Genomic DNA, 21,899 nt, shown 5'->3' on the forward strand with positions numbered 1-21,899 from the left:
AGCGCGCGCGCTCCGGGGTGTGTGGTCTGACCATGACCACTCCGTACCCCGAAGGGCCGGTGCCGAACCTCGGTACCGGTTTTCGGCGACGGATCAGATGGGCGAGATCACGCCTCGGCGTGGATTTGCGACCTCAGCCGCAAGATCCCGTCGCGAAGACGGGTCTTGAGAGTCGGCACCAAGATGCCCAGACGCTTCGCGGTCTCTCCGTGCGTCAGGTTGGCGAAGTACACCATGTCGATGCTCTGACGCTGACGGCTCGACAGTTTGCTGAGGTGCCGCCGGATCTGAAGGTGCTCCTCGCGCAGCAAGAGGGGCTCATCGGCCCCGCCCTGCGGGATGTCGACCGAGAACATCGCAAGAACCGCGGTCTTCTTGCGTAGCCGTTCTTCTGCCCTCACCCGGTCGATCGCCCGCCGGTGGCAGATCATCATGAGCCAGGACAGCGGCCTACCCATCTCCGGCTGGTACTGACCGGCCTTCTGCCATACCTCGATGTAAACCTCTTGCAGGGTTTCCTCGGCGTACCCGAGATCCCGAACGGTCTTGTAGATCAACCCGAACAGACGTGCTCGGGTGGCGTCGTGCAATCGCCGAAACGCCGCTTCGTCTCCTGCGGAGACACGCTGGAGAAGTTGACCGAGGTCGACCTCTGAGTCCGTCTCGGGTGCGTCGGTCATATTTCCGTATAGGAACATGTTCTCAGTCCGTTACAGTCGCAGCTGTCCATCGCCCGGCCCCGAGACGGGTTTGAATTATGTATGGAGAAGTCGAGCAAGGGCTTTCGCGGACCGCTGGCAATCGCGCATCCGGTGTAGCCGGTACTACTCGTCAGTAGAAGTGGATTCGACCGACGGGAACGTCGCTCTCAATGGTGTTTGGCGACGCAATTCGGATTGATGCAGTGCGGCTCTGTCTTGGTCTTGTGAGTGTCGCCCCCGAACGTCCGGAACTCTTTCACCTCAACCTCCATCTGCTGGCCGCAGGCTGGACAATGGTGAATCACTGGTTTGCTATACGTCTTGGATGCCATACCCCACGGTAAGACTGTGATGTAGCTCACGTCTAGGCCCAATCAGCAGACAGTTTCTCGGTAGGCGCTTGTTTGTCGGCATGGTGGGCCGGGTATCCGGCTCGGCGAGTGCAGAACGCGCCAAAAGCACACGTGCACAACGCTTTGACCTGGAGGTTGCAATGGCAAACGAACTGAGTGGTCAGAAGATCGCATTCTTGGTGGCGCCGGAGGGTGTCGAACAGGTCGAACTCACCGAACCCTGGGAGGCGGTCAAGACAGCCGGCGGAACACCGTCTCTTGTCTCCCTTGAATCAGGGCAGATCCAGGCTTTCAACCATCTCGACAAAGCTGACCAATTCCCCGTCGACAAGGTGGTCGCCGAGGTTCCCTCTGCGGACTTCGATGCCTTGGTCCTGCCGGGCGGTGTCGCAAATCCCGACAATTTGCGGATGAACGACGAAGCCGTCAAGTTCATCTCCGGCTTCTTCACCGAGGGCAAACCGGTAGCCGCGATCTGTCATGCCCCGTGGACGCTCATCGAGGCCGGTGTGGTGTCCGACCGCAAGCTGACATCGTGGCCCAGCCTGCGCACCGACATCACCAACGCCGGTGGGCAGTGGACCGATGAGGAAGTGGTTGTCGACAATGCGGGTTCGAACACACTGATCACCAGCCGCAAGCCAGACGACCTACCTGCATTCTGTGATGCATTGATCCGCGAGTTCGCTGCCGACAACAGGTGACATCGGGCATCATCACCCTGAAATAGGGGGGAACCGGTGCGGACACCCACGAGAACTGCGGATTTGCTGACCCTCATGGGCAGCGCGAACAACACGGCGAACGTCATCATGCAATTGGCGATCGCGCCTGTGGGCCGCGGCGTTCGGGAAAGCCGGGTCGACTCTGGGAATGTCTTCATTCATCCGGTGAAACGGGCCCGCACGACTTTTTCTTTTCTCGCCGTCGCGGTGATGGGCGACGAAGGGGACAGAAACTTCGTGCGAGAGCAACTTCGCTCCGTTCATAAGCAAGTGGTGTCCACCGCAGACAGTCCCGTGAAGTACAGCGCCAACGACCCGCGTCTCCAACTGTGGGTTGCCGCGTGCCTGTACCGCTGGTTCGTCGACCAATACGAGTTTCTGTACGGACCGATACCTCCTGAGCAGGCTGATGCCATCTATCAAGACGCGGCCACATTGGGGACAACTCTCAATGTGCGACCGCACATGTGGCCGGCCGACCGAGAACAATTCGAGCGCTACTGGGAAGAGCAACTCGGATCGATCCGCATCGACCCTGCGGTGCGCGAGCATCTACTGGCCATCGCGGACCTCAGTTTCCTGAGAGGTCACGTGGGTCCGGTGGGCACCTTGCTCCACTTGACGCTCGGAAAGCCCTACCTGTTCATGACCACGGGCAGCCTGCCCCAGCCATTCCGTGACGAGATGGGTCTTCGCTGGTCGCCCGCTCAGCAGCGTGCCTTCGACGACATCCGGCGGGTGATGGCAGTGGTTGATCGTCTTGCGCCCGTGCTGAAGCTGATGATGCGGGCTCAGGTATTGGACGTGCGGCTGCGGCGACGCGCTGGGATCCGGGTGTTCTGAGGTGCCCGCAGCCAGGCATGCTGGGTGACATGAGCGCACACCCGATGTTTCCGCTGGGGATGACGCTGCTGCCCGGCGAACCGTTGAGCTTGCAGGTGTTCGAACCTCGCTACCGGACGATGGTCGTCGACTGCACGTCCGCGGACGGCGACAACACCTTTGGCGTCGTCCTGATCGCCCGAGGCCACGAGGTGGGCGGCGGCGAAGAACGCGTCGACGTCGGCACTCTTGCCTCCATAGAGGAGTGCAGTCCACGTCCCGATGGCCGCTATCACCTGTCGTGCGTGGGTACCGAACGCTTCCGGGTGAGGTCATGGCTGCCCGACGACCCGTATCCGAAGGCCGACATCGAGCTGTGGCCGACGCCGCAGACCGACGAGCTGAACCTCGACCTCCAGCCGGTGGTCCACCGACTCGACTCGTTGGCCGAAGCGCTGATGCGGATCCGGGGAATCGCGGTCGGCGATCGCCTCATCGAACCGCTCGACAACGACGAGACCGTGGAGACGAAGGTCTACGGCACTGCTGTGCGGCTGGGTCTCGGCCCGGCCGATCGACTGCGCATTCTGTCTGCTCCGACGACTGCAGAGCGTATCGATGCACTCTGCCAAGCTCTCGACGACTTGATCGCGGTCATCGAGTTCTCGGGATTGCCGAGTAATTGACCGCCTGAGTGGCGGTGGTCAGCTCGATCCGGAGCTTGCCGCGACCAGGATGACAAAGCCGATGATCCCTATCACCGAGATCGCGATTCCGATCCAGCCGAGGATCTGTCCGGCCTGCGCCATGCCCTTGCCGCTCTGCGTTCCCTGAGATTGGTCGATCTCTTTGATCGCCTTGTTGCCGAAGATCACCGCGGGAATGCTGACCAGGCCGCACACGAGCACAAATGCGCCGATGCCCAGCACCAGCGAGATCACCGCACTGGTGTTGGTCTGGGCGACGGGGGTGTAGGGATACCCCGCCGGGTTGTACCCAGGCACCTGACCGTAGCTCGGCTGGCCGTAGCCCTGCTGCCCATAATTCGGCTGGCCGTAGCCCTGCTGACCGTAGTCGGGCTGGCCGAATCCGGGCTGCTGGTAGCCGAATCCGGGGTCCGCGGGCGGCGGATTGTCGCCGGCGCCCGGATCCTGTTTGCGCAGCGGATCGTTGGAGGGTGGCTCGTACGGCGGGGGATAGGTCATGGCCGTCACCTTTCAGGCTCGACTGGAGCACTCGGGCTCAGCTGGAGTTGGTCAGGCAGCGGCCCGATTCGTGTGCCGAGTGTATCCGGCTAGCGCCCGGGTGTGGCGGTGGATTCCTCACCGCCGTCGGTCAGCGCGGCGGGGGCCGGATCGGCGCCGGACAAGGCTCGGTACTCACCGCCGCGCAGGGCAAACCCGTTGAGTGATCGGGTGTTCAGGCAGTACAGGCCGGAATCGTCGTTCAGACATTGGAAGGTGCCGACGGAGATGGTGGAGCCGGTGGGCAGCACCGAGCCCCGAACCCACACCCACGGTGTGTCGGCACAGGTCCCCTGGGTGGGGGTGTCGGTGAGGACAACGTAGTCGGCCTCCCAGTTGCAGTAGTCGCGGGTGGTCGTGGAGCCGCCGGTGGGGTTGGTGGGCTCGCACGCAAGAGTGGGCCGGTCACGCTGCACGGTGGAGCAGTTGACCGCGCCGTCTGCGGTCGCGAAATGAAACTGCGAGGTGTCCTCTATCGGACCGTCCTGTGTCTGCGCGGCCTGGTGATACATGCTGTTGTCTACGCGGGGCGCGGTGCTGATCGCAGTGGCAACGGTGAAGCCCTGTGATCGCCCGGCCGTGGTGCTCCGTGTGGTCGTGGTGGTGGAGGTCACCGATTGCTCGGTGGACAATTCGTCGGTGGGCGGCAGTTCCGTGCGGGTGGGGCCGTCCTCCGGAAAGCAGCCGCCGAGCACCACCGCGGTCGCGACGGCTGCGATGGCCACGGCGATCGATCTGTTCCACATGTCCGTACCCTTACCCGTGTGTCGACACCCAAGATCGTGCTGTTCTACGTCTTCACGCCGCTGGCCGATCCAGAGGCAATCCGCCTTTGGCAGCAAACTTTATGCGAGTCGGCGGGCGTGACGGGCCGGATCATCATCTCCGAGCACGGCATCAACAGCACCGTCGGCGGCGACATCACCGCGGTAAAGCGCTACGTCCGCGGCACCCGGGCGTATCCGGCGTTCAAAAATGCAGACATCAAGTGGTCCGACGGCGCCGGCGACGATTTTCCTCGCCTCAGTGTCAAGGTCCGTCCGGAGATCGTCACATTCGGGGCGCCGGACGAAGTGCGGGTCGATGACAGCGGCGTCGTCGGCGGGGGTGCGCACCTCACGCCCGAGGCTCTCCATCAACTGGTCGCGGACCGCGGAGACGACGTCGTGTTCTTCGATGGCCGAAACGCGATCGAGGCGCAAATCGGTCGTTTCCGCGACGCGGTGGTGCCACCGACGCAGACCACCCGCGACTTTTTGGAGGTCATCGAGCGCGGTGACTACGACCACCTCAAGGACAAGCCCGTTGTCACCTACTGCACCGGCGGTGTGCGGTGCGAGGTGCTGTCGGTTCTGATGCGCAACCGCGGGTTCGGTGAGGTGTATCAGCTGGACGGCGGAATCGTCCGGTACGGCGAACAATTCGGCGACGACGGCTTGTGGGAGGGCTCGCTCTACGTCTTCGACAAGCGAATGAGCGTCGACTTCTCTGACCACGCAAAGGTCATCGGCCATTGCACGCGGTGTGGCGCAGCCACCAAGAACGTCGCCAACTATCCCGACGCCGACGGCAGAGACCTCGTTGTCGTCTGCCGCGACTGCCTCGCCGGACCGGAGCGATGAAGACCGTTCCCGTTCTGATAGTCGCGGGGTTCTTGGGCGCCGGCAAGACAACACTGCTCAACCACCTCCTCCGCAACCGGGCCGGTCTGCGAATCGGGGTGGTGGTCAACGACTTCGGAGCGGTGAACATCGACGCGATGCTGGTGGCGGGTCAGGTCGACGGCACGGTGGCGCTCGGCAATGGCTGCATGTGCTGCACAGTCGACGACGAGGGACTGGAGGCCACCTTTGCTGCGCTGACCACTCCGCGCGCCGCTCTGGACCTGATCGTGGTGGAGGCGAGCGGCCTGGCCGAGCCGCGCAATCTGGTGCGGATGGTCGCGGCGAGCACTCATCCGCGAATCGAGTACGGCGGTCTCGTCTACTTGGTCGATGCGGCGAATTATGAGGCCACACGGGAGCGTCATCCGCAGATCGATCAGCATGTGGCGCTCGCCGACATTATCGTGATGAACAAGGTGGACCTGGCCCAGGAATCGTCGGTCGACGCCGTGCGCGACCGGCTACGCGAGCGAAACGCCACGGCGCCGATCGTCGCGACCAGCGACTCCGCGATCGACGTCGAGCTGCTGTTGGATGCCGACGAGAAGCCCGTGGATGACAAGGCGCCGCGACAGCTGGGTCTCGACGAGCTGCTGCTGGCCGAGGATCTGGCCGGCGAAGACGGCAGCGAGGAGCATTGCGGACACCTGCACCACGACTACCAGTCGGTGTCCGTGACCGAGAGCGCCCCGATGAACCCGCGGGCGCTGGCGACCTTTCTCGAACAACCGCCTGCGGGTGTGTTCCGAATCAAGGGATTCGTCTTTTTCGACGTGGTGGGGCATCGACAGAAGTACGTCCTGCACACCGTGGGGAACTACGTGACGGTTCACGCCCAACGTTGGGAGAAGGACGAGCCACGGCGTGCCGAACTCGTGGTGATCGGGGTGGGCATCGACGAGGAACAGGTGCGCCGGGTCCTGCTGGACGCTCGCGCCGACGGCGACGTCGACAAGCAGGCCATGCTCAGCCTCACCCGCTACCTGCGGTAGCGCAGGGTACCTGCGGATCTGCCTGTCACGACCTGTGCCGCCGCACAGTTACGCATCGACCAGATCACAAGCCAACAACGGTTTCTGAGCTGCAGGTCGGCAATTTCCCAAAAGTCTCAACTACTGCTTGACTGTTACTGAAGTGAATATTGTGACTGATGTTGCGCCCATCGGGTGGAACTCGGACTCAAATTTCAGGCGTACTCGAAAGGAACACCGTGACCAAGAAGAACCTCCGCGTCGCCGGGCTCACCTCCCTGGCTGTTGCGGCCTCCCTGATCGCGATGCCCACAGCGGCCAATGCCGAACCTGCACCGCCACAAGGGAACACGCTGGCAGGCAAGACTGTTTTCCTCGACCCCGGACATCAGGGATCGGCTGCGGGCAACGACCTGAACAAGCCGGTTCCCGACGGGCGTGGAGGCACCAAGCCGTGCCAGACCACCGGTGCCACCAGCCCTGATGGGGTGCCCGAGCACAAGGTCAACTGGGACATCACCCAGCTGGTCAAGGCTGGGCTCGAGAGCCAGGGCGCCAAGGTTGTCCTGAGTCGCCAGGATGACGCCGGGTGGGGAGGGTGCATCGATGAGCGGGCCAACGCGGCCAACGCCTCGAATGCAGACCTGGCCGTGAACATCCACGCGGACTCGACCTCGCCTGGCACAGATGCGGGTAAGAGCGGCTTCCACATCATCGTGCCCGAACTGCCCATTCCTGACGCCGCCGTGAACGAGGTGCAGTCGGGCAAGGGGCGCAAGGCCGCCGAGCAGATGCGTGACGCATTCAAGAGTGCAGGGTTTGCGCCCGCGAACTACGCCGGCGCGCAGGACGGACTGCAGACCCGCGCGGACATTGCGGCCGTCAACCTGACGAAGGTGCCGGACGTCTTCGCCGAGCTGGGCAACCTGTCGAACCCGGCTGATGCAGCTGCGTTGTCGGGTGCTGAGGGCCAGCTCAAGTACGCCATCGCCATCGTCGACGGCGCCATCAGGTACTTGCTGACCGGTGCCACCGCACCGGCCCCGGCGACCGCCCCCACCACGGGCACCACGCCTACCACTGCTACGGCGTCGACGACCGGAACCTCGCCGACGACGGCCGCGCCCTCCGCCGCGGGTACGCAGCCGACCACACCGGCGGCATCGCCGGTCGCCCCGGCCGCACCTTCGACGACCACGCCGCCGACCACCGCGCCCTCCACCACGGCGCCGTCGGTGACCACCCCGTCAACACCTGCGCGGTCGACGACGACCCCCTCGACGGGCACCCCGAAGGCAACCACGCCCTCGACAACACCGAAGACGACCACCACGACTCCCTCACCGGGTATCGGGTTCCCGCAGTTGCCTCTGGCCGGTCAGCAGTCCACAACACCCACCACCGAGCAGAGTGAGGGAATCGATCTGAGTGGTCTGCAGGCGATTCTGCCGCTGCTCGGTCAGCTGACGCAGACCGACGATCCCGAGGCCATCGAGGGTCTGCTGTCCAGCGAGGGAAGTGACGCCGCATCCCAGGTACTGCAGGCGATGTTGTCAGTCGTCTACGAGATGTTTGGCGGCAAACTCCCTATCTGAGTACGGACGTGACCCGTAGGGTTGGGTCATGAGTGTTCGAGATCTGTTGGTGATGAAGGCTCCAGTGCCCACCTTGCAGGGCAGGCGTGTCCTGATTACCGGTGCGGGGAGCGGGATCGGCAAAGCCACGGCCGTCGCGGCCGCGTGTGAGGGTGCAGCGCTCGTGCTCACCGACATCGCCGCCGACAATCTCGACGAGACCGTCGCAGAGATCAAGCGCGCCGACGGCAAGATCCTGTTCCATCGTCCCGGTGACGTCTCGGACTACGAGTGGGTGCGCCGGTTCGCCCAGCAGGTGGACGCCGAGGTCGGTGTGATGGACGTGGTGATGAACATCGCCGGTGTATCCGCTTGGGGCACAGTGGAAAACCTGGAGCACCGTCACTGGAAGAAAATGGTCGACGTCAACTTGATGGGCCCGATCCACATCATCGAGTGTTTCGTTCCGCAGATCGTGCGCCGTGGCCGTGGGGGCCATCTGGTCAATGTGTCGTCGGCGGCGGGGCTGCTCGCACTGCCCTGGCACGCGGCATACAGCGCCAGCAAGTTCGGGGTGCGCGGCGTGTCCGAGGTGTTACGAATGGACCTGCGCCGCCACAAGATCGGGGTCTCGCTGGTGTGCCCCGGCGGTGTCGACACGCCACTGGTCAACACCGTCGACATCGCCGGTATCGACCGGGACAACCCAAAGGTTCAGCGGGAGATCGGGCATTTCCACAAGGTGGCCGTCTCTCCCGAGCGCGCCGCGCAGGCCATTTTGCGCGGGGTGCGCAAAAACCAGTTCATGGTGTACACCTCGCTGGACATCCGGTTCGGCTACTGGGTGGCCCGCAAGTTCGCCCTGCCGTACGAGGTGGTCATGCGTATTGCCAACAACCGGTTCGACCAGCTGGCGAGAGTGAGTGGTCGCAACTTCGAAGCTCTTGCCGTGCAGTCGGATTCGAATACTAGCTCGTCCACCAGTCGTCAAAAGGGCTGACCGGTACCGTTCGCTTGTGGCGGGTGCGCAGAAACAGTGATTCGATCCGCTCGGCCACCTGACCGTCCACCTCGTGGCCCTCGAGGTAGTCGTCGATCTGGCTGTAGGTGACACCCAGCACCTCTTCGTCCGGCAACGCCGGCCGATCATCTTCGAGGTCGGCGGTGGGAACCTTCGAGGTCACCGAGTCTGGTGCACCGAGATGCCGGAGGATCTGTGCCCCTTGTCGTTTGGTCAATCCGGTGAGGGGAGTGATGTCCACGCCCCCGTCGCCGTACTTGGTGAAGAATCCGGTGACGGCCTCCGCCGCGTGATCGGTACCGACCACCAGGAGGTTGTCGTGAGCGGCGATGGCGTACTGCAGCACCATGCGTTCGCGGGCCTTGATGTTGCCGCGGACCAGGTCTTCGAGCGGTTCGCCGATCGTCTGGACGACTTCCTCGGCAGTGGCGTCTGATCCCGGTTTGACGTTGCACACCACCGATCGGTCTGGCGCGATGAACGACAATGCGATCTGGGCGTCGTCTTCGTCGGCTTGTTCGCCGTAGGGAAGCCTTACGGCGACGAAGGTGGCTTCGGTTCCTTCTGATCGCAGGCCCTCGACCGCCAGCTGGCACAGTTTGCCGGTGAGGCAGGAGTCCTGACCGCCGCTGATTCCGAGGATGAATCCTGCCGAGCCCGCAGCCTTCAGGTACTGCTTGAGGAAGGCTACTCGCCGTTCCACTTCTGCTCCGGGGTCGATGGTGTCCGACACCTCGAGCTCGGTGATGATGCGCTTCTGCAGGCTGGTCATGAGGCGATGGTAGTGCGCCCTACGGTGATCCGGCACGCTGGACGGGTGAGCGCAGACGAGTACCGCAAGCATCAGCCCGGAGTGCACCCCGATTTCTTCATGGCCGAGGCGGCCGGTCTCCGGTGGCTCGCCGCCGCCGGAGCTCCTGTCGTGCGGGTGTTGGATGTGGGAGCCGATCACATCACCTTGGCCAGAGTGCCGACATCGGCGCCCGGCAAGGCCGCCGCCCGCGACTTCGGGTCCGCCCTGGCGAGAATGCATGATGCGGGGGCTGATCAATTCGGAAGCGGGCCACCTGATTTCGACGGCCAGATGTTCATCGGCCGGCGACCCATGCCGTCAGACCCGACCGCCACGTGGGGCGCCTTCTACGCCCGCCAGCGAGTGCTCCCATTTCTCGACGATGCGGTGTCCGCGGGAAACCTTGGTGCGGCCGACGAATCGGACACCAGAGCGGCGTGCGAGGTGATCGCCAGTGGGGCGTTCGACGACGGCGAGCGCGCGGCACGAATCCATGGTGATCTGTGGAACGGAAACGTGATGTGGACATCGAAAGGGGTGGTGATGATCGATCCTGCGGCGCACGGCGGACACCGTGAGACAGATCTGGCGATGTTGGCGTTGTTCGGCTGCCCGGAGTTGGGGTCGGTCATCGAGGGGTATCAGGACACCCACCCGCTGGAACCCGGTTGGTACGAGCGGATTGCGTTGCATCAGTTGCATCCGCTGGCCGTGCACGCGGCCGGCCATGGTCCGCACTACGGGGTCGAACTGGGCCGGGCGGCCCGCCGCACGCTGGAGCTGGCGCGTTGAGCAACATCCTGGTGGTGTCGGCCACCCGATCAGAGGCAGCCCATGTGCCTGCCGAACTGCCGTTGCTCATCTGTGGGATCGGCAAGGTCGCTGCTTCGATCGCGGTGACCCGGTCGTTGGCGGCCCATCCCGACCCCGCGTCGGTGACCGTGATCAACGTGGGCACCGCCGGAGCTCTCCGGCCTTCGACGGCCGGCCTGTACGTGCCATCGGTGGTGCATCAACACGACATCAGCAGTGCCGCTCTCACCGCGATGGGATACCCGGTGGTGGACCGGATCGAACTGCCTGACGGGGACGGCAGCGAACTGGCCACCGGAGACACCTTTGTGGCCGACCCAGCTCACCGCGATGCGCTGGCGCATCGGGCGGCGCTGGTCGACATGGAGGGTTTCGCGATCGCCCGGGCTGCCGGAGAGTTCGGGGCGCTCTGCCGCCTGGTCAAGGTGGTCAGCGACGAGGCAGATGCGCAGGCCATGGACTGGCCCGCCAGGGTGGATGCGGTGGCAGGACTCCTCGGCGACTGGCTCAGAACCCACGTCGCGGACGCGTGCTGACCCAGGGGACTCAGCTGGGTTCGCGGTACCGGAGCCTGGGGGCGTTGGTCAGATCATCGGGTGCCCGGTAGGCCCGTGCACCCGGCGGCGGTGGGTCGTCGTATGACGATGCACGCCGACGACGCGGCTCGGGGGCTTCCGGAACAGCCCGGCGGCGGCGAGGGGCTGCAGCCGGATCCGATGCCCGGTTGGCAGCGCGTTCGGGCGGCTCGGTGGATCGGGCGGTGCCGGCGCGAGGCGCTTGGCCACTTCGCGACCGCGAGGTGGTTGCTGCGGGTGGCGTCGACTCGCCGGACCGGCTTGCACGGGTTCGTGGCGGAGTGTCCGTGGATGCGGCAGGGCGTCGACCCGTGGCCGGGCGTCGATCGCTCTTGGTGAGGACCACAGTCTTCTTGGGATGAGTCAGCCATACCCGGGCCGCCGCGATCGCGAGCACCGCGACAAAGGTCCAGCCCATCAGAGGAAAGAGCTTGGCAACCGGAAGAGCCACGTTGAAGATCAGCCGCTTCACGCCGGAGTCACTGTCCGACACCAGGAAGTAGAGGGTCACAACCGCGACGACGAACAGGATGAGCGGGGGTTGTGTGACGGCGGTGAAGAGCGCACGTCGGCGTACCGCGAGTACCGCCGCGATGCATCCGATCACATAAAGGGCCCGGAATCCGAACCCGAGACTGGTTTCGTCACCGGCGAGCGCGAGGATCGCGCCCAACACCGTCAGGCCACCGGCGAGCAACACCGCGCCCCACCACGGAACCCCGGGTGCGGTGGGAAGTGCGGATTGCTCATCGAGGGGAACCCCCGAGCGAGAGCGCGGGCCAGAAATCACATGTCGACCGTACCGGTAAACCCTGAGAAACCCGGTAACGAACCCGACGGATCGGCTGTGGCGAGTATCGCTAACGGGGGCCGTCGAGCGAGGCCCGGCCCGGCAGACCCGACCCGGGAACGCTCCCCACTCGGGTTCCCGTGAACGTCGCGGCGATGGCGTGCGGGCACGTGAAGTCCGCGGCTCGCGCCAGAGTCCGCGGTCCGCGCCGGCTCGACGACTGCACGGCTCGTTCCCGAGTGAGCAGGCTGCGCACGTGGTCGGTCGAGCCGACTCTGCTGCAGGCCGGCTGTTGCCCGGTGGTCCGAGTCGCGTTCACGACGGCCGCGGTGACCTTTGCGTGTGTGAGGACACTGCCGACCGAGCCGGTGTTCGCGGGTTCGACGTGGGCGGCGACGGTCGCCGCAGGTGTGATCACCTGGCCGGTCAGCTCCTGGTCGGCGTTGTCTCCGACCGCGAATGCGAGGGCTCCCACGGCGGCGGTGGTCAGGAGCCAGCCACTGACCACACCGGCGCTGCGAAGAGTTCCGGATGGCGGTGTCTGACGAACGCGGCTGACATACATGTGAAGGACTCCAGGTTTTGAAGGGAACTGGAATCACTGTGTCGTCTGCCGCTTGGACTGGGCTTGAAGATGACTAGGAAGCGGTGCGACGGGGTCTTCCAAGTCGTGTTGTCCATTCCAAGACGACCGGTCGGTGCAGGTCAGACCAGGCCTGCACCGGTGCGTCTGGGCTGGGCGTCTATCGGAACCGGCGGGGCGAGGTCATCGAGATCTGCGAATGCGTCGAGTTCGGAGAGCTTGCGCGCGGTGACGGTGATCCGTGAATCGATGGTGCCGATCGCACCGTTGTAGGAGTCCACGGCCTTCGACAGCGAACCCCCGAGCTTGTCGAGGTGGCGGGTCACCATTCCGATGCGCTGATACAACTCTTTGCCGAGATGGTGGATCTGCTGGGCGTCTCGGGTCAGAGCTTCCTGGCGCCAGCCCAGCGCGATCGTCCGAAGCAGGGCCACCAGATTGGTGGGGGTGGCGATCACGACGTTCTGGTCGAATCCGAAGTCGAGGAGGTCTGGGTCGGCGCGGCACGCCATCTCCAGGATGGCCTCGCCCGGGACGAACAGGACCACGAACTCGGGTGAGCTGTCGACTGATTCCCAGTAGGACTTCGACGACAGGTGCTGAACGTGGGCGCGCAAAGCGCGGGCGTGGGCGCGGTAGCCCTGGGCGCGTGCGGTCGGGTCGGTGCTCTCAGAGGCGTCCAGATATGCCGACAACGGGACCTTGGCATCGATGACGATGTCTTTGCCTCCGGGAAGATGCACCACGAGGTCGGGCCGGACGCGGCTCGAGTCGTTGGTGGTTCCGGCAGCCTGCGTCGTGAAGTCGCAGTGCCGCTGCAGACCCGCCGCCTCGATCACGCGCTCGAGGTGCAGCTCGCCCCACCGTCCGCGGGCTTGTGGGGAACGCAGCGCACCGGCCAATTGTTCGGCCTGCGACCCCAGATGTGCTGTGGTCTGGCGCATTCCGGTGACCTGCTCGGAAAGGCCCGCGTAGGCCGCGATGCGGTTGCGTTCGGTGCGGCGCAGTTCGCCCGCGAGCGAGTCGAGCGTGTCACGCAGCGGGCCGACGATGTGCGAGACCTGCTGCCCGATCGCCCCGGACTGGCGACGGGCGGCATCCTCGCTGGCTGCCGACAACGATCGGACCAGCAATTCGTGATTGGCGTGCGCGGCTTCGGCCTCCGCCCGCGCGACAGCCACTTCGGTGTTGGATCGGCCGGCGTGCACAAACCACCCGAGCGCGAAGCCGATCACCAGCCCGAGGACGAGCAGCAGAACTGCGGTGGTACCCATGGTGTCGATGGTGCATCACGGGTCGGACATCGTCGGGGAGGCGCGGTGGTCTCAGGCCCGTTCTTCGTGGGCGATCAGCCATCGTTTGACGTCGAGGCCGTACCGGAAACCCCCGAGGGTCTTGTCGGTACGCAGCACTCGATGACAAGGGACGAACAGGGCCGCGGCGTTGCGGGCACATGCGCTCGCAGCAGCGCGGATCGCGGCGGGCCTGCCGCTGCGGGCGGCGTACTCCGCGTAGCTGACCGGAGCCCCGGCGGGCACTTCTCGCAGCACGTCCCAGGCATGTTCGAGGAACTCACCCGATCGTTGCCGGACGGGGATGTTGTCGATGGCCGTCACGTCGCCTTGGTGGTAGGTCTTCGCGGCAGTGGTGACATCACCCAGATCGGGCTTGTCCACCAACGTCAGCGGACGGATCGACTTGTGGACAAGGGCTTTGAGGTATTCGGGGTCGTCGGACCACCCGGAGGCGAGCACCTGACCGTCGCTGTCGACGATCATGGTGAACGGTCCGGTGGGTGTCGAGATGGTGGACCAGGCGGCTGTACTCATCAGATTTTCTCTCTCGTGGGTGCAGGTATGGAGGTGGGTGCGGGCGCCAGCATCGGGACCGTTCGCGCGAGTGCATGGGCCCACAGGTGCATCGATGCGTACGAGCGCCACGGCGACCAGTGTCCGGTGGCGCCGAGATCGATCCCCAGGTCCTGAGCCGAGCGTTTGAGCACCAGGTCGGTGCTGAGCAACACATCGGGGTTGTTGAGCAGGCGCATCGTCACGTAGTCCGCCGTCCACGAACCGATTCCGCGTTGGGCGAGTAGGTGGGTACGTACCTCTGCTGCCGGCATCCCGGGATGGATGGTGAGGTGACCGTCGGCTACGGCTCGGCTCACGTCGACGATGGCCGAGGTGCGGGCGGCCGGTCCGGTGAGCACCTGCATCCCTCGCTCGGCCACCGCGTCGGCCTTGGGGAAGAGGTGGGTGATGTCGCCGTCCGGTTCGGTCAGCGGTTCCCCCAAGGCCGCAACCAGTTTGGCGGCGTGGGTCCGTGCGGCAGGTAAGGAGATCTGCTGGCCGATCATCGTACGTAAGAGAACTTCGAAGGCGTCGGTACATCCGGGGGCCCGGATGCCCGGGCGTTCGGCGACCAGGGGTGCCAGAGCAGGATCCGCCGTGAGGACCTCGTTGGCCGCGGCCACGTCGGCGTCAAGATCCAGCAACTGCCGGATGCGATGCACCGCGACCCCCAGGTCGCGCATGTCGTGCAACCGGAGGTCGGCGCGGACATGATCGGACAAGATCTCCAGGCCCACGATCACCGGCCCGTGCGGAAGCGACATCGAACGCCGGTAGATACGGCCATCCCAGCTCTCCACACCCGCAACGGCGTGACCGGACAGGAACCACTGCAACCAGGGCGGTGTGAATGGTTGGCGGACAGCGAGTTTGAGTGTGACAGCACTGCCGGTGGCACCGGGTGCGTTGGTGGCACCTTTGGCACGCAGAGCGGTGGGCGTCTGGGCGAACACCTCACGCACCGTGTCGTTGAACTGCCGGATGCTGGCGAAGCCGGCGGCGAATGCGATGTCCGACATCGGCATCGTGGTGCACTGGATGAGCATCCGCGCGGTGGTGGCCCGGTAGGCCCTGGCCAGGGCGAGTGGTCCGGCGCCGATCTGTTCGCCGAGAACCCGCCCGAGTTGACGTGGGGAGTATCCGAGGTGCTCCGCCAGGCCGTTCACGCCGCCCCGGTCCACGATGCCGTCCTCGATCAGCCGCATGGCGCGTGAGGCGAGGTCGGAGTTGATGTTCCAGCGCGGCGAACCCGGGACGGCATCGGGGAGGCAACGACGGCAGGCGCGATAACCGTTCTGCTGGGCGGCCGCGGCGGTCAGGACAAACGAGACATTGCCAGGCTTGGGCGTGATGGCCGGACACGATGGCCGGCAATAGATGCCGGTGGTGCGCACCGCCACGAAGAACTGACCGTCGAACCGGGAGTCGCGTGCCTGTAGCGCGCGGAAGCAACGGTCAAAGTCGAGTTGGCTCGCACTGATCGCGGTGGTGGGCATGGCACCACTCTGGCAGTATTCCGACGCTCTTACTAGCGGGAATCGGACGCGGCCGTCACGGGGGTTCCAGGCCGCTCACGCAAGCCTGCCGGTCACCGTGAGACGCTGTGTCCCAGATCACCTACCAGCTCCGAAGGCAGGTCCGTAGCGGCCGACCTTCAGGCTCTTTGCGCAGGAAAAGGCGGACAAAACGTCCAACCCGTGCCAGAGTGGAAATATGTACGTAACACGATGGGGACGCAAAGAGGCGCCGTTGTCGCAGTTTCCCGGCTGGGGTGTCGAGATCATGATGGGTCTCTACGGCGAACAGTCGGTGCGGTCGGCGATCGAGGCCGAGAAGAACGCTTCTGCCGGGTCGGTCCGGCCCGCCACGGGTACGGATCTGCCGCAGCCGAAGGACGTGGATCCGGTGCAGCAAGACCTCGACGCGGTCGGCGGGATGTTCCGCTGGCTACAGCGCCGACGCGCCTGAGCATCACTCCACAGTGTCGATGCCGGCGAGTTCGACGCCTCGGAACCGGGCCAATCTCTCGGCCTCGGCAGCGATGGCTTTCTGCATTTTGGTGGTGTGACGGACCCACGGCTCAACCTTGATCCGAAGCTTCTTGCCCGCCTTGGCCGGACGCCATGTGCCCACCGGTTCGGCTGCGGCAAAAATCACTCCCGGTCTGCCCAGAACCGGCCACACGGCTTTACGGCGATCGATGTCGGGAACCAGCATCTCTCGATCCCGTCCTTGCAGCAAAGCGTCATAGGGTCCGGCGAGACGGACAGCCGTCGGCTGTGGGGGATCGGTCAGTAGGTCGATCGCGTCGACCAACGCGGATTTGCCCTGACCTTCCACGTCGACATCGAGAATGTCGTCGGGCCAGTACGCTTTGACTTCTTTCACCGGTGCGTCCAAGAACGCCGCCACCTCTTGGGCCGTGGAAGGACCGTAGAACCGCAGGTAGTTGCGGATGAGGTCGAACCGTGGGGACGCATCGGTGCCCGGCCTACGGAATTCGTTGGGCCGCAGCCCCTTCACCCTGTGCAACACCGGTGGACTGGTGTTCGGGACCAGTTCGAGACCGGCCTGCAGAGCCGCGAGCCGAAACGTCTGCTCATGTGGGTGCACCGCGCCGCACGGTTTGCAGTCTCGTAGGTGGTGCTCCGGTAGCTCCGTGGTCAACCGGCTCGACATCTCGCCCTTCACCATCGTGTCGGTGACGATGGCGCGCATCGTATGGGCGAGCTCTCGCAGCGCCACCAGGGTGTCGACGCCCGCGTCCTTGAACTTCTTGTTGGCGTCGAAAATCCGTTTGGCGGCATCCAGTGGCGAGTAGGGGCTGACCGCCACCGCGACATCACCGAGGTCGGCCCGCCGGTAATAGTGTGGCGCTCCACGCACCGTCCAGGCGACGGTGAGACCATCGATCGCGGCCGCTGACATTCCCCGGATCGTCAAAGCCCAAGGGGCGCCGTCGGGTCCGGTGTCCTGGACACCGAAGTCGAGCAGAGCGCAGTCGTCACCGGTTCCGGCAGGGCGTTCGAGTTGCTGAGCGAACCACCGGGCAGCGAGAATCTGTTCGCGACGGATCGACTGCATGATGACCTCCTCGTGACAACCGTACGGAGCATCGGCGACATCCTGTGAGCCGTTCGATGTCGAGTTCGGTCCCGGTCGACCTCATATGTGACGATCACACCATGGCAACAACACCGTCGGACGACGCGTCGGAGCAAGTTCGGCCCAAGGTCACCAAGTCCGTGACCGGTCCACGCCGCCGGTCTCACCCCACCCGTGGCAGGGTGATCGGCAACGGTATGGCGTGGACGGCCAAGCACAGTCTCCGGATCATCCTGATCACGATCGCCGCGTGGATCGCAGCGTGGGCCATCGGTAAGTTGTGGACGATTCTGTTGCCCATCGCCATCGCGATCATCGTCTGCACGGTGCTGTGGCCGCCCGTGCGTTGGTTGCGGTCCAAGGGTGTCGCGCCTGCCGCAGCCTCCGGTTTGGTCCTGGTCCTGGCGTTGGCGGTGGTGTCCGGGGTGATGGGAGCGATCGCACCATCGGTCGTCGACCAGTCCACCGACCTGGCGAACCAGGCCACAGAGGGTGTCGAGAAGGTGCAGGAGTGGCTGCACGGTCCGCCGTTCAGGTTCAGCGAGGATCAGCTCAACGACGGCGTGGACGCCATCACCAGCCGCATCCAGGATTCGAGCGCGACCATCGCCTCGGGTGTCTTCTCCGGCGTCACCGCGGCGACGTCTGTTCTGATCACGCTGTTCACAGTGATCTTCCTGGTGTTCTTCTTCCTCAAGGACGGACCGCGATTCGTGCCGTGGCTCCGCCGGACGAGCGGCCAGCCGGTCGCAGAGCACCTCGCAGAGGTGATGACGAGGGTGTGGTCGACGCTGGGTGCCTTCATCCGGACCCAGGCGCTGGTCAGCTTGATCGACGCTGTACTGATCGGGCTCGGCCTGGTGATTCTCGGTGTGCCACTTGCGTATGCGCTCGCCATCATCACATTCATGGGCGGGTTCATCCCGATTGTCGGTGCGTTTGTGGCCGGCGCGCTGGCGGTGTTGGTGGCCTTGGTGGGCAACGGTGTGTGGACCGCCCTGATCGTGCTGGGCATCATCGTGGCCGTACAGCAGTTGGAAGGAAACGTGCTGCAGCCGTGGCTGCAATCGCGGTCGATGAACATGCATGCCGTCATCGTCTTGCTGTCGGTGTCGCTCGGTGGATCGCTGTTCGGCATCGTCGGTGCCTTCCTGGCGGTCCCGGTCGCGGCGGTGGGAACGGTGATCCTGAGGTACCTCGACGAGCAGATCGCCATCCGCGCCGGCGAAACGGTGGAAGCGGAAGAAGAGGACGACGATCTGGTGGTTCCCAAGGACGAATTGCCCGCCGATCCCGAACCCACGTAGGCACTTGCGCGGCGCCGGGGATCGTACGGCGCGCCGACGTGCTCCGGGCGGCAACTAGACTGGTCGGTTGTGAGTCTTACCCTCGGTATCGTCGGACTGCCCAACGTCGGCAAATCCACCCTTTTCAACGCGCTGACCCGCAACGATGTGCTCGCCGCGAACTACCCGTTCGCCACGATCGAGCCCAACATCGGTGTGGTGGAGTTGCCCGACTCGCGGCTGGCCCGGCTCGCGGAGATCTTCTCCAGCGAGCGGATCCTGCCGGCCACGGTGTCGTTTGTCGACATCGCGGGCATCGTCAAGGGTGCCTCCGAGGGCGAGGGTATGGGTAACCAATTTCTCGCCAACATCCGCGAAGCCGAAGCCATCTGCCAGGTGGTGCGTGTCTTCGCCGATGACGATGTGGTGCACGTGGACGGCCGGGTCGATCCGGTGTCCGACATCGAGGTGATCGAGACCGAACTCATCCTCGCCGACATGCAGACGCTCGAGAAGGCGCTGCCGCGGCTGGAGAAGGATTCGCGGAAGAACAAGGACCTCGTCGAGGTCGTGGCGGCTGCCCAGGCCGCGCAGAAGGTGCTCGACGAAGGCAAGACCCTGTTTTCACAAAAGGACTCCCTGGACTTCGCGAAACTCCGTGAGCTGCATCTGATGACCACCAAGCCGTTCCTTTACGTGTTCAACGCCGATGAGTCCGTGCTCACCGACGCCGACCGCATCGCTGAACTCAAAGCTGTTGTGGCCCCGGCCGACGCTGTGTTCCTGGACGCAAAGGTGGAGAGCGAGTTGCTCGAGCTCGACGCCGAGGATGCCCAGGAACTTCTCGACTCCATCGGCCAGGACGAGCCCGGCCTGCATTCACTGGCCCGCGCGGGATTCCACACCCTTGGGCTGCAGACCTACCTCACCGCGGGACCAAAAGAGTCGCGCGCGTGGACAATTCACAAGGGCGACACCGCTCCCAAGGCTGCAGGTGTCATCCACACCGACTTCGAAAAGGGCTTCATCAAAGCCGAGATCGTGTCATTCGACGACCTCGACGCCGCCGGCTCGATGGCTGCGGCAAAAGCTGCAGGCAAGGTCCGGATGGAAGGCAAGGATTACGTGATGGCCGACGGGGATGTGGTCGAGTTCCGCTTCAACGTGTGATTGAGTATCGGCTCAACGTCTCGCAGCATCGACGCTCGTCAGTCTCGGCTTCCGGCGCCTTCGAATTCCGGGGAGGTCCGTTCGATCTCGCGGTAGTCACGACGTTGTTGATGTGTGTCGCGGGTTCGCCGATGCTGAAACCGTGAGCGATCCGCGCCATCCTCGGTACGTACCAGCCGACAAAGAGATCTTGTAAACCATAGAACCGCACTCGTCGCAGTGGATCACCAGCCTCTGTCATTGCTGCTCCTGTGTTCGCGGGCAACCCGTTGGTAAGGCTCTGCACGTGCCGTAGACAGCCGCGTTGGTCGGCAGCGCAGACGTCGTTATGGGCACACACTCGGTGAAGTCTCGCTTGAACTCGAAACGGACGTTCGACGCAAAGACTTGTCAGACCTCGAATGTATATTCGAATCATGAGTTGGGCGGGGGCCACCACGATGGACGCTGAGGCGTCAAAGTTGTTGTCGCGGGTGCAGTCTGGGGTTCGTGAGGTCAATCGAGCGTGGGCGCGGCGGCTCGATGACGGCCTCGAGTATTACCGGTATGTCTCCAGCAATGACGACGAGAACGGCACTCGGGCAGCGGCCTGTGAGATCGCGGTGGCGTGGCGGTGCTCCACGGGTCAGGCTGACCATCTGTTGCGGTGCCGGCGGTTGCTGGATCACCTGCCGGCGTTGGCAGAGGCGTTTAATGCCGGTGAGGTGAGCATCGGCAAGCTCAAGGCGCTGCATCACCGGGCGTCGCGGGGGTACCGGGACGCGCTGATGGACCTGGACGGTGTGCTCGCGGACGACGCGATGCTGTTGGGTGACAACTCATTTGCCGAAGAACTGGATCGTCATCTGATGTTGTTCGAGCCGGAGGCCGCGGACGATGACGAGGTAGCCGATCCGGCTCGGCGGGTGGTGGTGCGTCGGCGTGCGGGTGGGATGGCGAGTTTGATCACCGCATGCACTGCGGAAGAAGCGGTCCGGGTCAAAGCGCAGCTCAATGAAATGGCGCCGGACGATCGGGCTGGACAAGTGGACGCGGTGCTCGATGCGATCGCAATCAGCCATGGCCAGACTGAAGCCGTTGCCGCCGAGACGTCGGATCCCGCAGAATCAGCCGTCAGCTCAAAACCAGACACGCGCGACCTGCCCGATGCAGAGCAGAAGACGGCGCGGTCGGCTCCTCGCGCATGGACGGAGCTGGTGGTTGATCTGCCGACCGTGCTGGGGTTGTCATCGAATCCGGGATATCTGCTCGGGTACGGGCCGCTCGATTGTGAGCAGTCGCGGTCGTTGGCGACTCGGTCCAGGTGGCGGGGTTTGGTGACGATCGGGGAAAAGGCAGTCTCGGGACTTCTCGACTTATTCACCACTGCCGCAGGCGCGGCGATCACCCGTGACGACATCACGGCGGTGTTGATGAGCTCGGTCGACGGCGGAAGTCGAATCGTGTTGGGGGAGAAGAACCTGGGCCTGCCGCCGCCCCTGAAGGCGCCACCCGATCAGGATGGCCACGGTGGTTGGAGTGTGCCGCCGCCGGGCGCGTTGCGGTATCGACCCGGGGCAAGACTGGCTCGAATAGTGCGTGCGCTCGATGGGCATTGCCGGTATCCGGGCTGTTTCGTGCCCGCGGACAAATGCGAGCTCGACCACATCGTGCCGTTCAACCATGCCAACCCCATGGCCGGCGGGTGGTCAATCGAAGCGAACTTCGAGTGCCTGTGCAAAGAGCACCACGACCTCAAAACCCGGGGCATCATCCGAGTGGTCCTGAATGGCGACCGGAAGATCTGGATCAACACGCGGGCCGGACAACAGGTCGCTACGCAACCTGCGATACGCCAAGCCACAGAGTAGCTCTAGTCC

At 64.5% G+C, this 21,899-nt stretch carries 22 protein-coding genes and 1 pseudogene; 13 read left to right on the top strand and 10 right to left on the bottom strand.

Annotated elements, in window-relative coordinates; all coding sequences use genetic code 11:
• Positions 1 to 107: 107 nt before the first annotated feature.
• A complete protein-coding gene (locus CSW57_RS18670; RefSeq protein ID WP_189339315.1) occupies positions 108 to 680 on the bottom strand; it encodes a sigma-70 family RNA polymerase sigma factor in 573 nt (190 codons plus the stop codon).
• Positions 681 to 1,194: 514 nt separating this feature from the next.
• On the opposite strand from CSW57_RS18670, the gene CSW57_RS18675 reads away from it, so the two are divergent.
• From CSW57_RS18675 to CSW57_RS18685, 3 genes are read left to right on the top strand one after another with little or no spacing between them, the layout of a single operon-like run.
• On the top strand, positions 1,195 to 1,758 hold the full coding sequence (locus tag CSW57_RS18675; RefSeq protein WP_099384064.1) for a type 1 glutamine amidotransferase domain-containing protein: 564 nt from the start codon (positions 1,195 to 1,197) through the stop codon (positions 1,756 to 1,758).
• A 36-nt stretch (positions 1,759 to 1,794) separates the two neighbouring features.
• Positions 1,795 to 2,622: an oxygenase MpaB family protein gene (locus CSW57_RS18680; protein WP_223249341.1), complete on the top strand. Its 828-nt coding sequence runs from the start codon at positions 1,795 to 1,797 to the stop codon at positions 2,620 to 2,622.
• A 29-nt stretch (positions 2,623 to 2,651) separates the two neighbouring features.
• The gene (locus CSW57_RS18685) at positions 2,652 to 3,287 is read left to right on the top strand and encodes an LON peptidase substrate-binding domain-containing protein (RefSeq protein ID WP_099384603.1); all 636 of its coding nucleotides are present in this window, start codon (positions 2,652 to 2,654) and stop codon (positions 3,285 to 3,287) included.
• 18 nt (positions 3,288 to 3,305) lie between these two features.
• On the opposite strand, the gene CSW57_RS18690 is transcribed toward CSW57_RS18685, so the two are convergent.
• Positions 3,306 to 3,806, bottom strand: a complete 501-nt coding sequence (locus CSW57_RS18690) for a DUF4190 domain-containing protein (RefSeq protein WP_099384066.1) — start codon at positions 3,804 to 3,806, stop codon at positions 3,306 to 3,308.
• An 89-nt stretch (positions 3,807 to 3,895) separates the two neighbouring features.
• Positions 3,896 to 4,591 carry a hypothetical protein gene (locus tag CSW57_RS18695; RefSeq protein WP_099384067.1) on the bottom strand — a complete coding sequence of 232 codons (696 nt, stop codon included), beginning with the start codon at positions 4,589 to 4,591 and terminating at the stop codon, positions 3,896 to 3,898.
• A gap of 18 nt (positions 4,592 to 4,609) precedes the next feature.
• On the opposite strand from CSW57_RS18695, the gene trhO reads away from it, so the two are divergent.
• The 4 genes and pseudogenes from trhO to CSW57_RS18715 all read left to right on the top strand — a co-directional run bounded on the left by trhO (position 4,610) and on the right by CSW57_RS18715 (position 9,054).
• The gene (gene trhO / locus CSW57_RS18700; RefSeq protein WP_099384068.1) at positions 4,610 to 5,467 is read left to right on the top strand and encodes an oxygen-dependent tRNA uridine(34) hydroxylase TrhO; all 858 of its coding nucleotides are present in this window, start codon (positions 4,610 to 4,612) and stop codon (positions 5,465 to 5,467) included.
• Positions 5,464 to 6,501: a CobW family GTP-binding protein gene (locus tag CSW57_RS18705; RefSeq protein WP_099384069.1), complete on the top strand. Its 1,038-nt coding sequence runs from the start codon at positions 5,464 to 5,466 to the stop codon at positions 6,499 to 6,501. The genes trhO and CSW57_RS18705 overlap by 4 nt, the downstream gene beginning before the upstream one ends.
• A gap of 158 nt (positions 6,502 to 6,659) precedes the next feature.
• Positions 6,660 to 7,574 (top strand): annotated as a pseudogene (locus tag CSW57_RS24880) (N-acetylmuramoyl-L-alanine amidase); the annotation flags it as partial.
• 529 nt (positions 7,575 to 8,103) lie between these two features.
• Positions 8,104 to 9,054: an SDR family oxidoreductase gene (locus CSW57_RS18715; RefSeq protein ID WP_099384070.1), complete on the top strand. Its 951-nt coding sequence runs from the start codon at positions 8,104 to 8,106 to the stop codon at positions 9,052 to 9,054.
• On the opposite strand, the gene nadE is transcribed toward CSW57_RS18715, so the two are convergent.
• A complete protein-coding gene (gene nadE / locus CSW57_RS18720) occupies positions 9,023 to 9,847 on the bottom strand; it encodes an ammonia-dependent NAD(+) synthetase (RefSeq protein ID WP_099384071.1) in 825 nt (274 codons plus the stop codon). The genes CSW57_RS18715 and nadE overlap by 32 nt on opposite strands.
• Positions 9,848 to 9,853: 6 nt before the next feature.
• On the opposite strand from nadE, the gene CSW57_RS18725 reads away from it, so the two are divergent.
• Together CSW57_RS18725 and CSW57_RS18730 are read left to right on the top strand one after the other, a co-directional pair.
• Positions 9,854 to 10,660: a fructosamine kinase family protein gene (locus CSW57_RS18725; protein WP_099384072.1), complete on the top strand. Its 807-nt coding sequence runs from the start codon at positions 9,854 to 9,856 to the stop codon at positions 10,658 to 10,660.
• Positions 10,657 to 11,217: a nucleosidase gene (locus tag CSW57_RS18730; protein WP_099384073.1), complete on the top strand. Its 561-nt coding sequence runs from the start codon at positions 10,657 to 10,659 to the stop codon at positions 11,215 to 11,217. Before CSW57_RS18725 ends, CSW57_RS18730 begins: the two co-directional genes overlap by 4 nt.
• 10 nt (positions 11,218 to 11,227) lie before the next feature.
• Here CSW57_RS18730 and CSW57_RS18735 read toward each other — a convergent pair whose 3' ends face one another.
• The 5 genes from CSW57_RS18735 to CSW57_RS18755 form a co-directional block, all read right to left on the bottom strand.
• On the bottom strand, positions 11,228 to 12,046 hold the full coding sequence (locus CSW57_RS18735; protein WP_143696578.1) for a DUF6542 domain-containing protein: 819 nt from the start codon (positions 12,044 to 12,046) through the stop codon (positions 11,228 to 11,230).
• 70 nt (positions 12,047 to 12,116) lie between these two features.
• The gene (locus CSW57_RS18740) at positions 12,117 to 12,611 is read right to left on the bottom strand and encodes a hypothetical protein (protein ID WP_143696579.1); all 495 of its coding nucleotides are present in this window, start codon (positions 12,609 to 12,611) and stop codon (positions 12,117 to 12,119) included.
• A gap of 140 nt (positions 12,612 to 12,751) precedes the next feature.
• Positions 12,752 to 13,903 (bottom strand): DNA recombination protein RmuC, encoded by a 1,152-nt coding sequence (locus CSW57_RS18745; RefSeq protein ID WP_099384076.1) that lies wholly within the window; start codon positions 13,901 to 13,903, stop codon positions 12,752 to 12,754.
• Between the two features lie 51 nt (positions 13,904 to 13,954).
• Complete coding sequence (locus CSW57_RS18750) at positions 13,955 to 14,458, bottom strand: methylated-DNA--[protein]-cysteine S-methyltransferase (RefSeq protein WP_099384077.1); 504 nt, start codon at positions 14,456 to 14,458, stop codon at positions 13,955 to 13,957.
• Complete coding sequence (locus CSW57_RS18755) at positions 14,458 to 15,975, bottom strand: AlkA N-terminal domain-containing protein (protein ID WP_099384078.1); 1,518 nt, start codon at positions 15,973 to 15,975, stop codon at positions 14,458 to 14,460. The genes CSW57_RS18750 and CSW57_RS18755 overlap by 1 nt, the downstream gene beginning before the upstream one ends.
• 217 nt (positions 15,976 to 16,192) lie before the next feature.
• Between CSW57_RS18755 and CSW57_RS18760 the strand changes: the two genes are divergently transcribed.
• Positions 16,193 to 16,447: a hypothetical protein gene (locus CSW57_RS18760; RefSeq protein ID WP_143696580.1), complete on the top strand. Its 255-nt coding sequence runs from the start codon at positions 16,193 to 16,195 to the stop codon at positions 16,445 to 16,447.
• Positions 16,448 to 16,450: 3 nt separating this feature from the next.
• On the opposite strand, the gene CSW57_RS18765 is transcribed toward CSW57_RS18760, so the two are convergent.
• The gene (locus CSW57_RS18765; RefSeq protein WP_189339317.1) at positions 16,451 to 17,563 is read right to left on the bottom strand and encodes a DNA glycosylase AlkZ-like family protein; all 1,113 of its coding nucleotides are present in this window, start codon (positions 17,561 to 17,563) and stop codon (positions 16,451 to 16,453) included.
• A 101-nt stretch (positions 17,564 to 17,664) separates the two neighbouring features.
• On the opposite strand from CSW57_RS18765, the gene CSW57_RS18770 reads away from it, so the two are divergent.
• The 3 genes from CSW57_RS18770 to CSW57_RS18780 all read left to right on the top strand — a co-directional run bounded on the left by CSW57_RS18770 (position 17,665) and on the right by CSW57_RS18780 (position 21,890).
• Positions 17,665 to 18,891: an AI-2E family transporter gene (locus CSW57_RS18770; protein WP_099384605.1), complete on the top strand. Its 1,227-nt coding sequence runs from the start codon at positions 17,665 to 17,667 to the stop codon at positions 18,889 to 18,891.
• 69 nt (positions 18,892 to 18,960) lie between these two features.
• Positions 18,961 to 20,040 (top strand): redox-regulated ATPase YchF, encoded by a 1,080-nt coding sequence (gene ychF / locus CSW57_RS18775; RefSeq protein ID WP_023963187.1) that lies wholly within the window; start codon positions 18,961 to 18,963, stop codon positions 20,038 to 20,040.
• Positions 20,041 to 20,456: 416 nt separating this feature from the next.
• The gene (locus CSW57_RS18780) at positions 20,457 to 21,890 is read left to right on the top strand and encodes an HNH endonuclease signature motif containing protein (protein WP_189339318.1); all 1,434 of its coding nucleotides are present in this window, start codon (positions 20,457 to 20,459) and stop codon (positions 21,888 to 21,890) included.
• The last annotated feature ends 9 nt before the right edge of the window (positions 21,891 to 21,899 follow it).

The sequence above is a fragment of the Williamsia muralis genome, assembly GCF_002735905.1.
GTDB lineage: Bacteria > Actinomycetota > Actinomycetes > Mycobacteriales > Mycobacteriaceae > Williamsia > Williamsia muralis_A.

Coding starts and splice junctions, on each gene's coding strand:
- CSW57_RS18670 (WP_189339315.1), bottom strand. CDS start 680: ATGACCGACGCACCCGAGACGGACTCAGAGGTCGACCTCGGTCAACTT.
- CSW57_RS18675 (WP_099384064.1), top strand. CDS start 1,195: ATGGCAAACGAACTGAGTGGTCAGAAGATCGCATTCTTGGTGGCGCCG.
- CSW57_RS18685 (WP_099384603.1), top strand. CDS start 2,652: ATGAGCGCACACCCGATGTTTCCGCTGGGGATGACGCTGCTGCCCGGC.
- CSW57_RS18690 (WP_099384066.1), bottom strand. CDS start 3,806: ATGACCTATCCCCCGCCGTACGAGCCACCCTCCAACGATCCGCTGCGC.
- CSW57_RS18695 (WP_099384067.1), bottom strand. CDS start 4,591: ATGTGGAACAGATCGATCGCCGTGGCCATCGCAGCCGTCGCGACCGCG.
- CSW57_RS18705 (WP_099384069.1), top strand. CDS start 5,464: ATGAAGACCGTTCCCGTTCTGATAGTCGCGGGGTTCTTGGGCGCCGGC.
- CSW57_RS18715 (WP_099384070.1), top strand. CDS start 8,104: ATGAGTGTTCGAGATCTGTTGGTGATGAAGGCTCCAGTGCCCACCTTG.
- nadE (WP_099384071.1), bottom strand. CDS start 9,847: ATGACCAGCCTGCAGAAGCGCATCATCACCGAGCTCGAGGTGTCGGAC.
- CSW57_RS18725 (WP_099384072.1), top strand. CDS start 9,854: ATGGTAGTGCGCCCTACGGTGATCCGGCACGCTGGACGGGTGAGCGCA.
- CSW57_RS18740 (WP_143696579.1), bottom strand. CDS start 12,611: ATGTATGTCAGCCGCGTTCGTCAGACACCGCCATCCGGAACTCTTCGC.
- CSW57_RS18745 (WP_099384076.1), bottom strand. CDS start 13,903: ATGGGTACCACCGCAGTTCTGCTGCTCGTCCTCGGGCTGGTGATCGGC.
- CSW57_RS18750 (WP_099384077.1), bottom strand. CDS start 14,458: ATGAGTACAGCCGCCTGGTCCACCATCTCGACACCCACCGGACCGTTC.
- CSW57_RS18755 (WP_099384078.1), bottom strand. CDS start 15,975: ATGCCCACCACCGCGATCAGTGCGAGCCAACTCGACTTTGACCGTTGC.
- CSW57_RS18760 (WP_143696580.1), top strand. CDS start 16,193: ATGTACGTAACACGATGGGGACGCAAAGAGGCGCCGTTGTCGCAGTTT.
- CSW57_RS18765 (WP_189339317.1), bottom strand. CDS start 17,563: ATGCAGTCGATCCGTCGCGAACAGATTCTCGCTGCCCGGTGGTTCGCT.
- CSW57_RS18770 (WP_099384605.1), top strand. CDS start 17,665: ATGGCAACAACACCGTCGGACGACGCGTCGGAGCAAGTTCGGCCCAAG.
- CSW57_RS18780 (WP_189339318.1), top strand. CDS start 20,457: ATGAGTTGGGCGGGGGCCACCACGATGGACGCTGAGGCGTCAAAGTTG.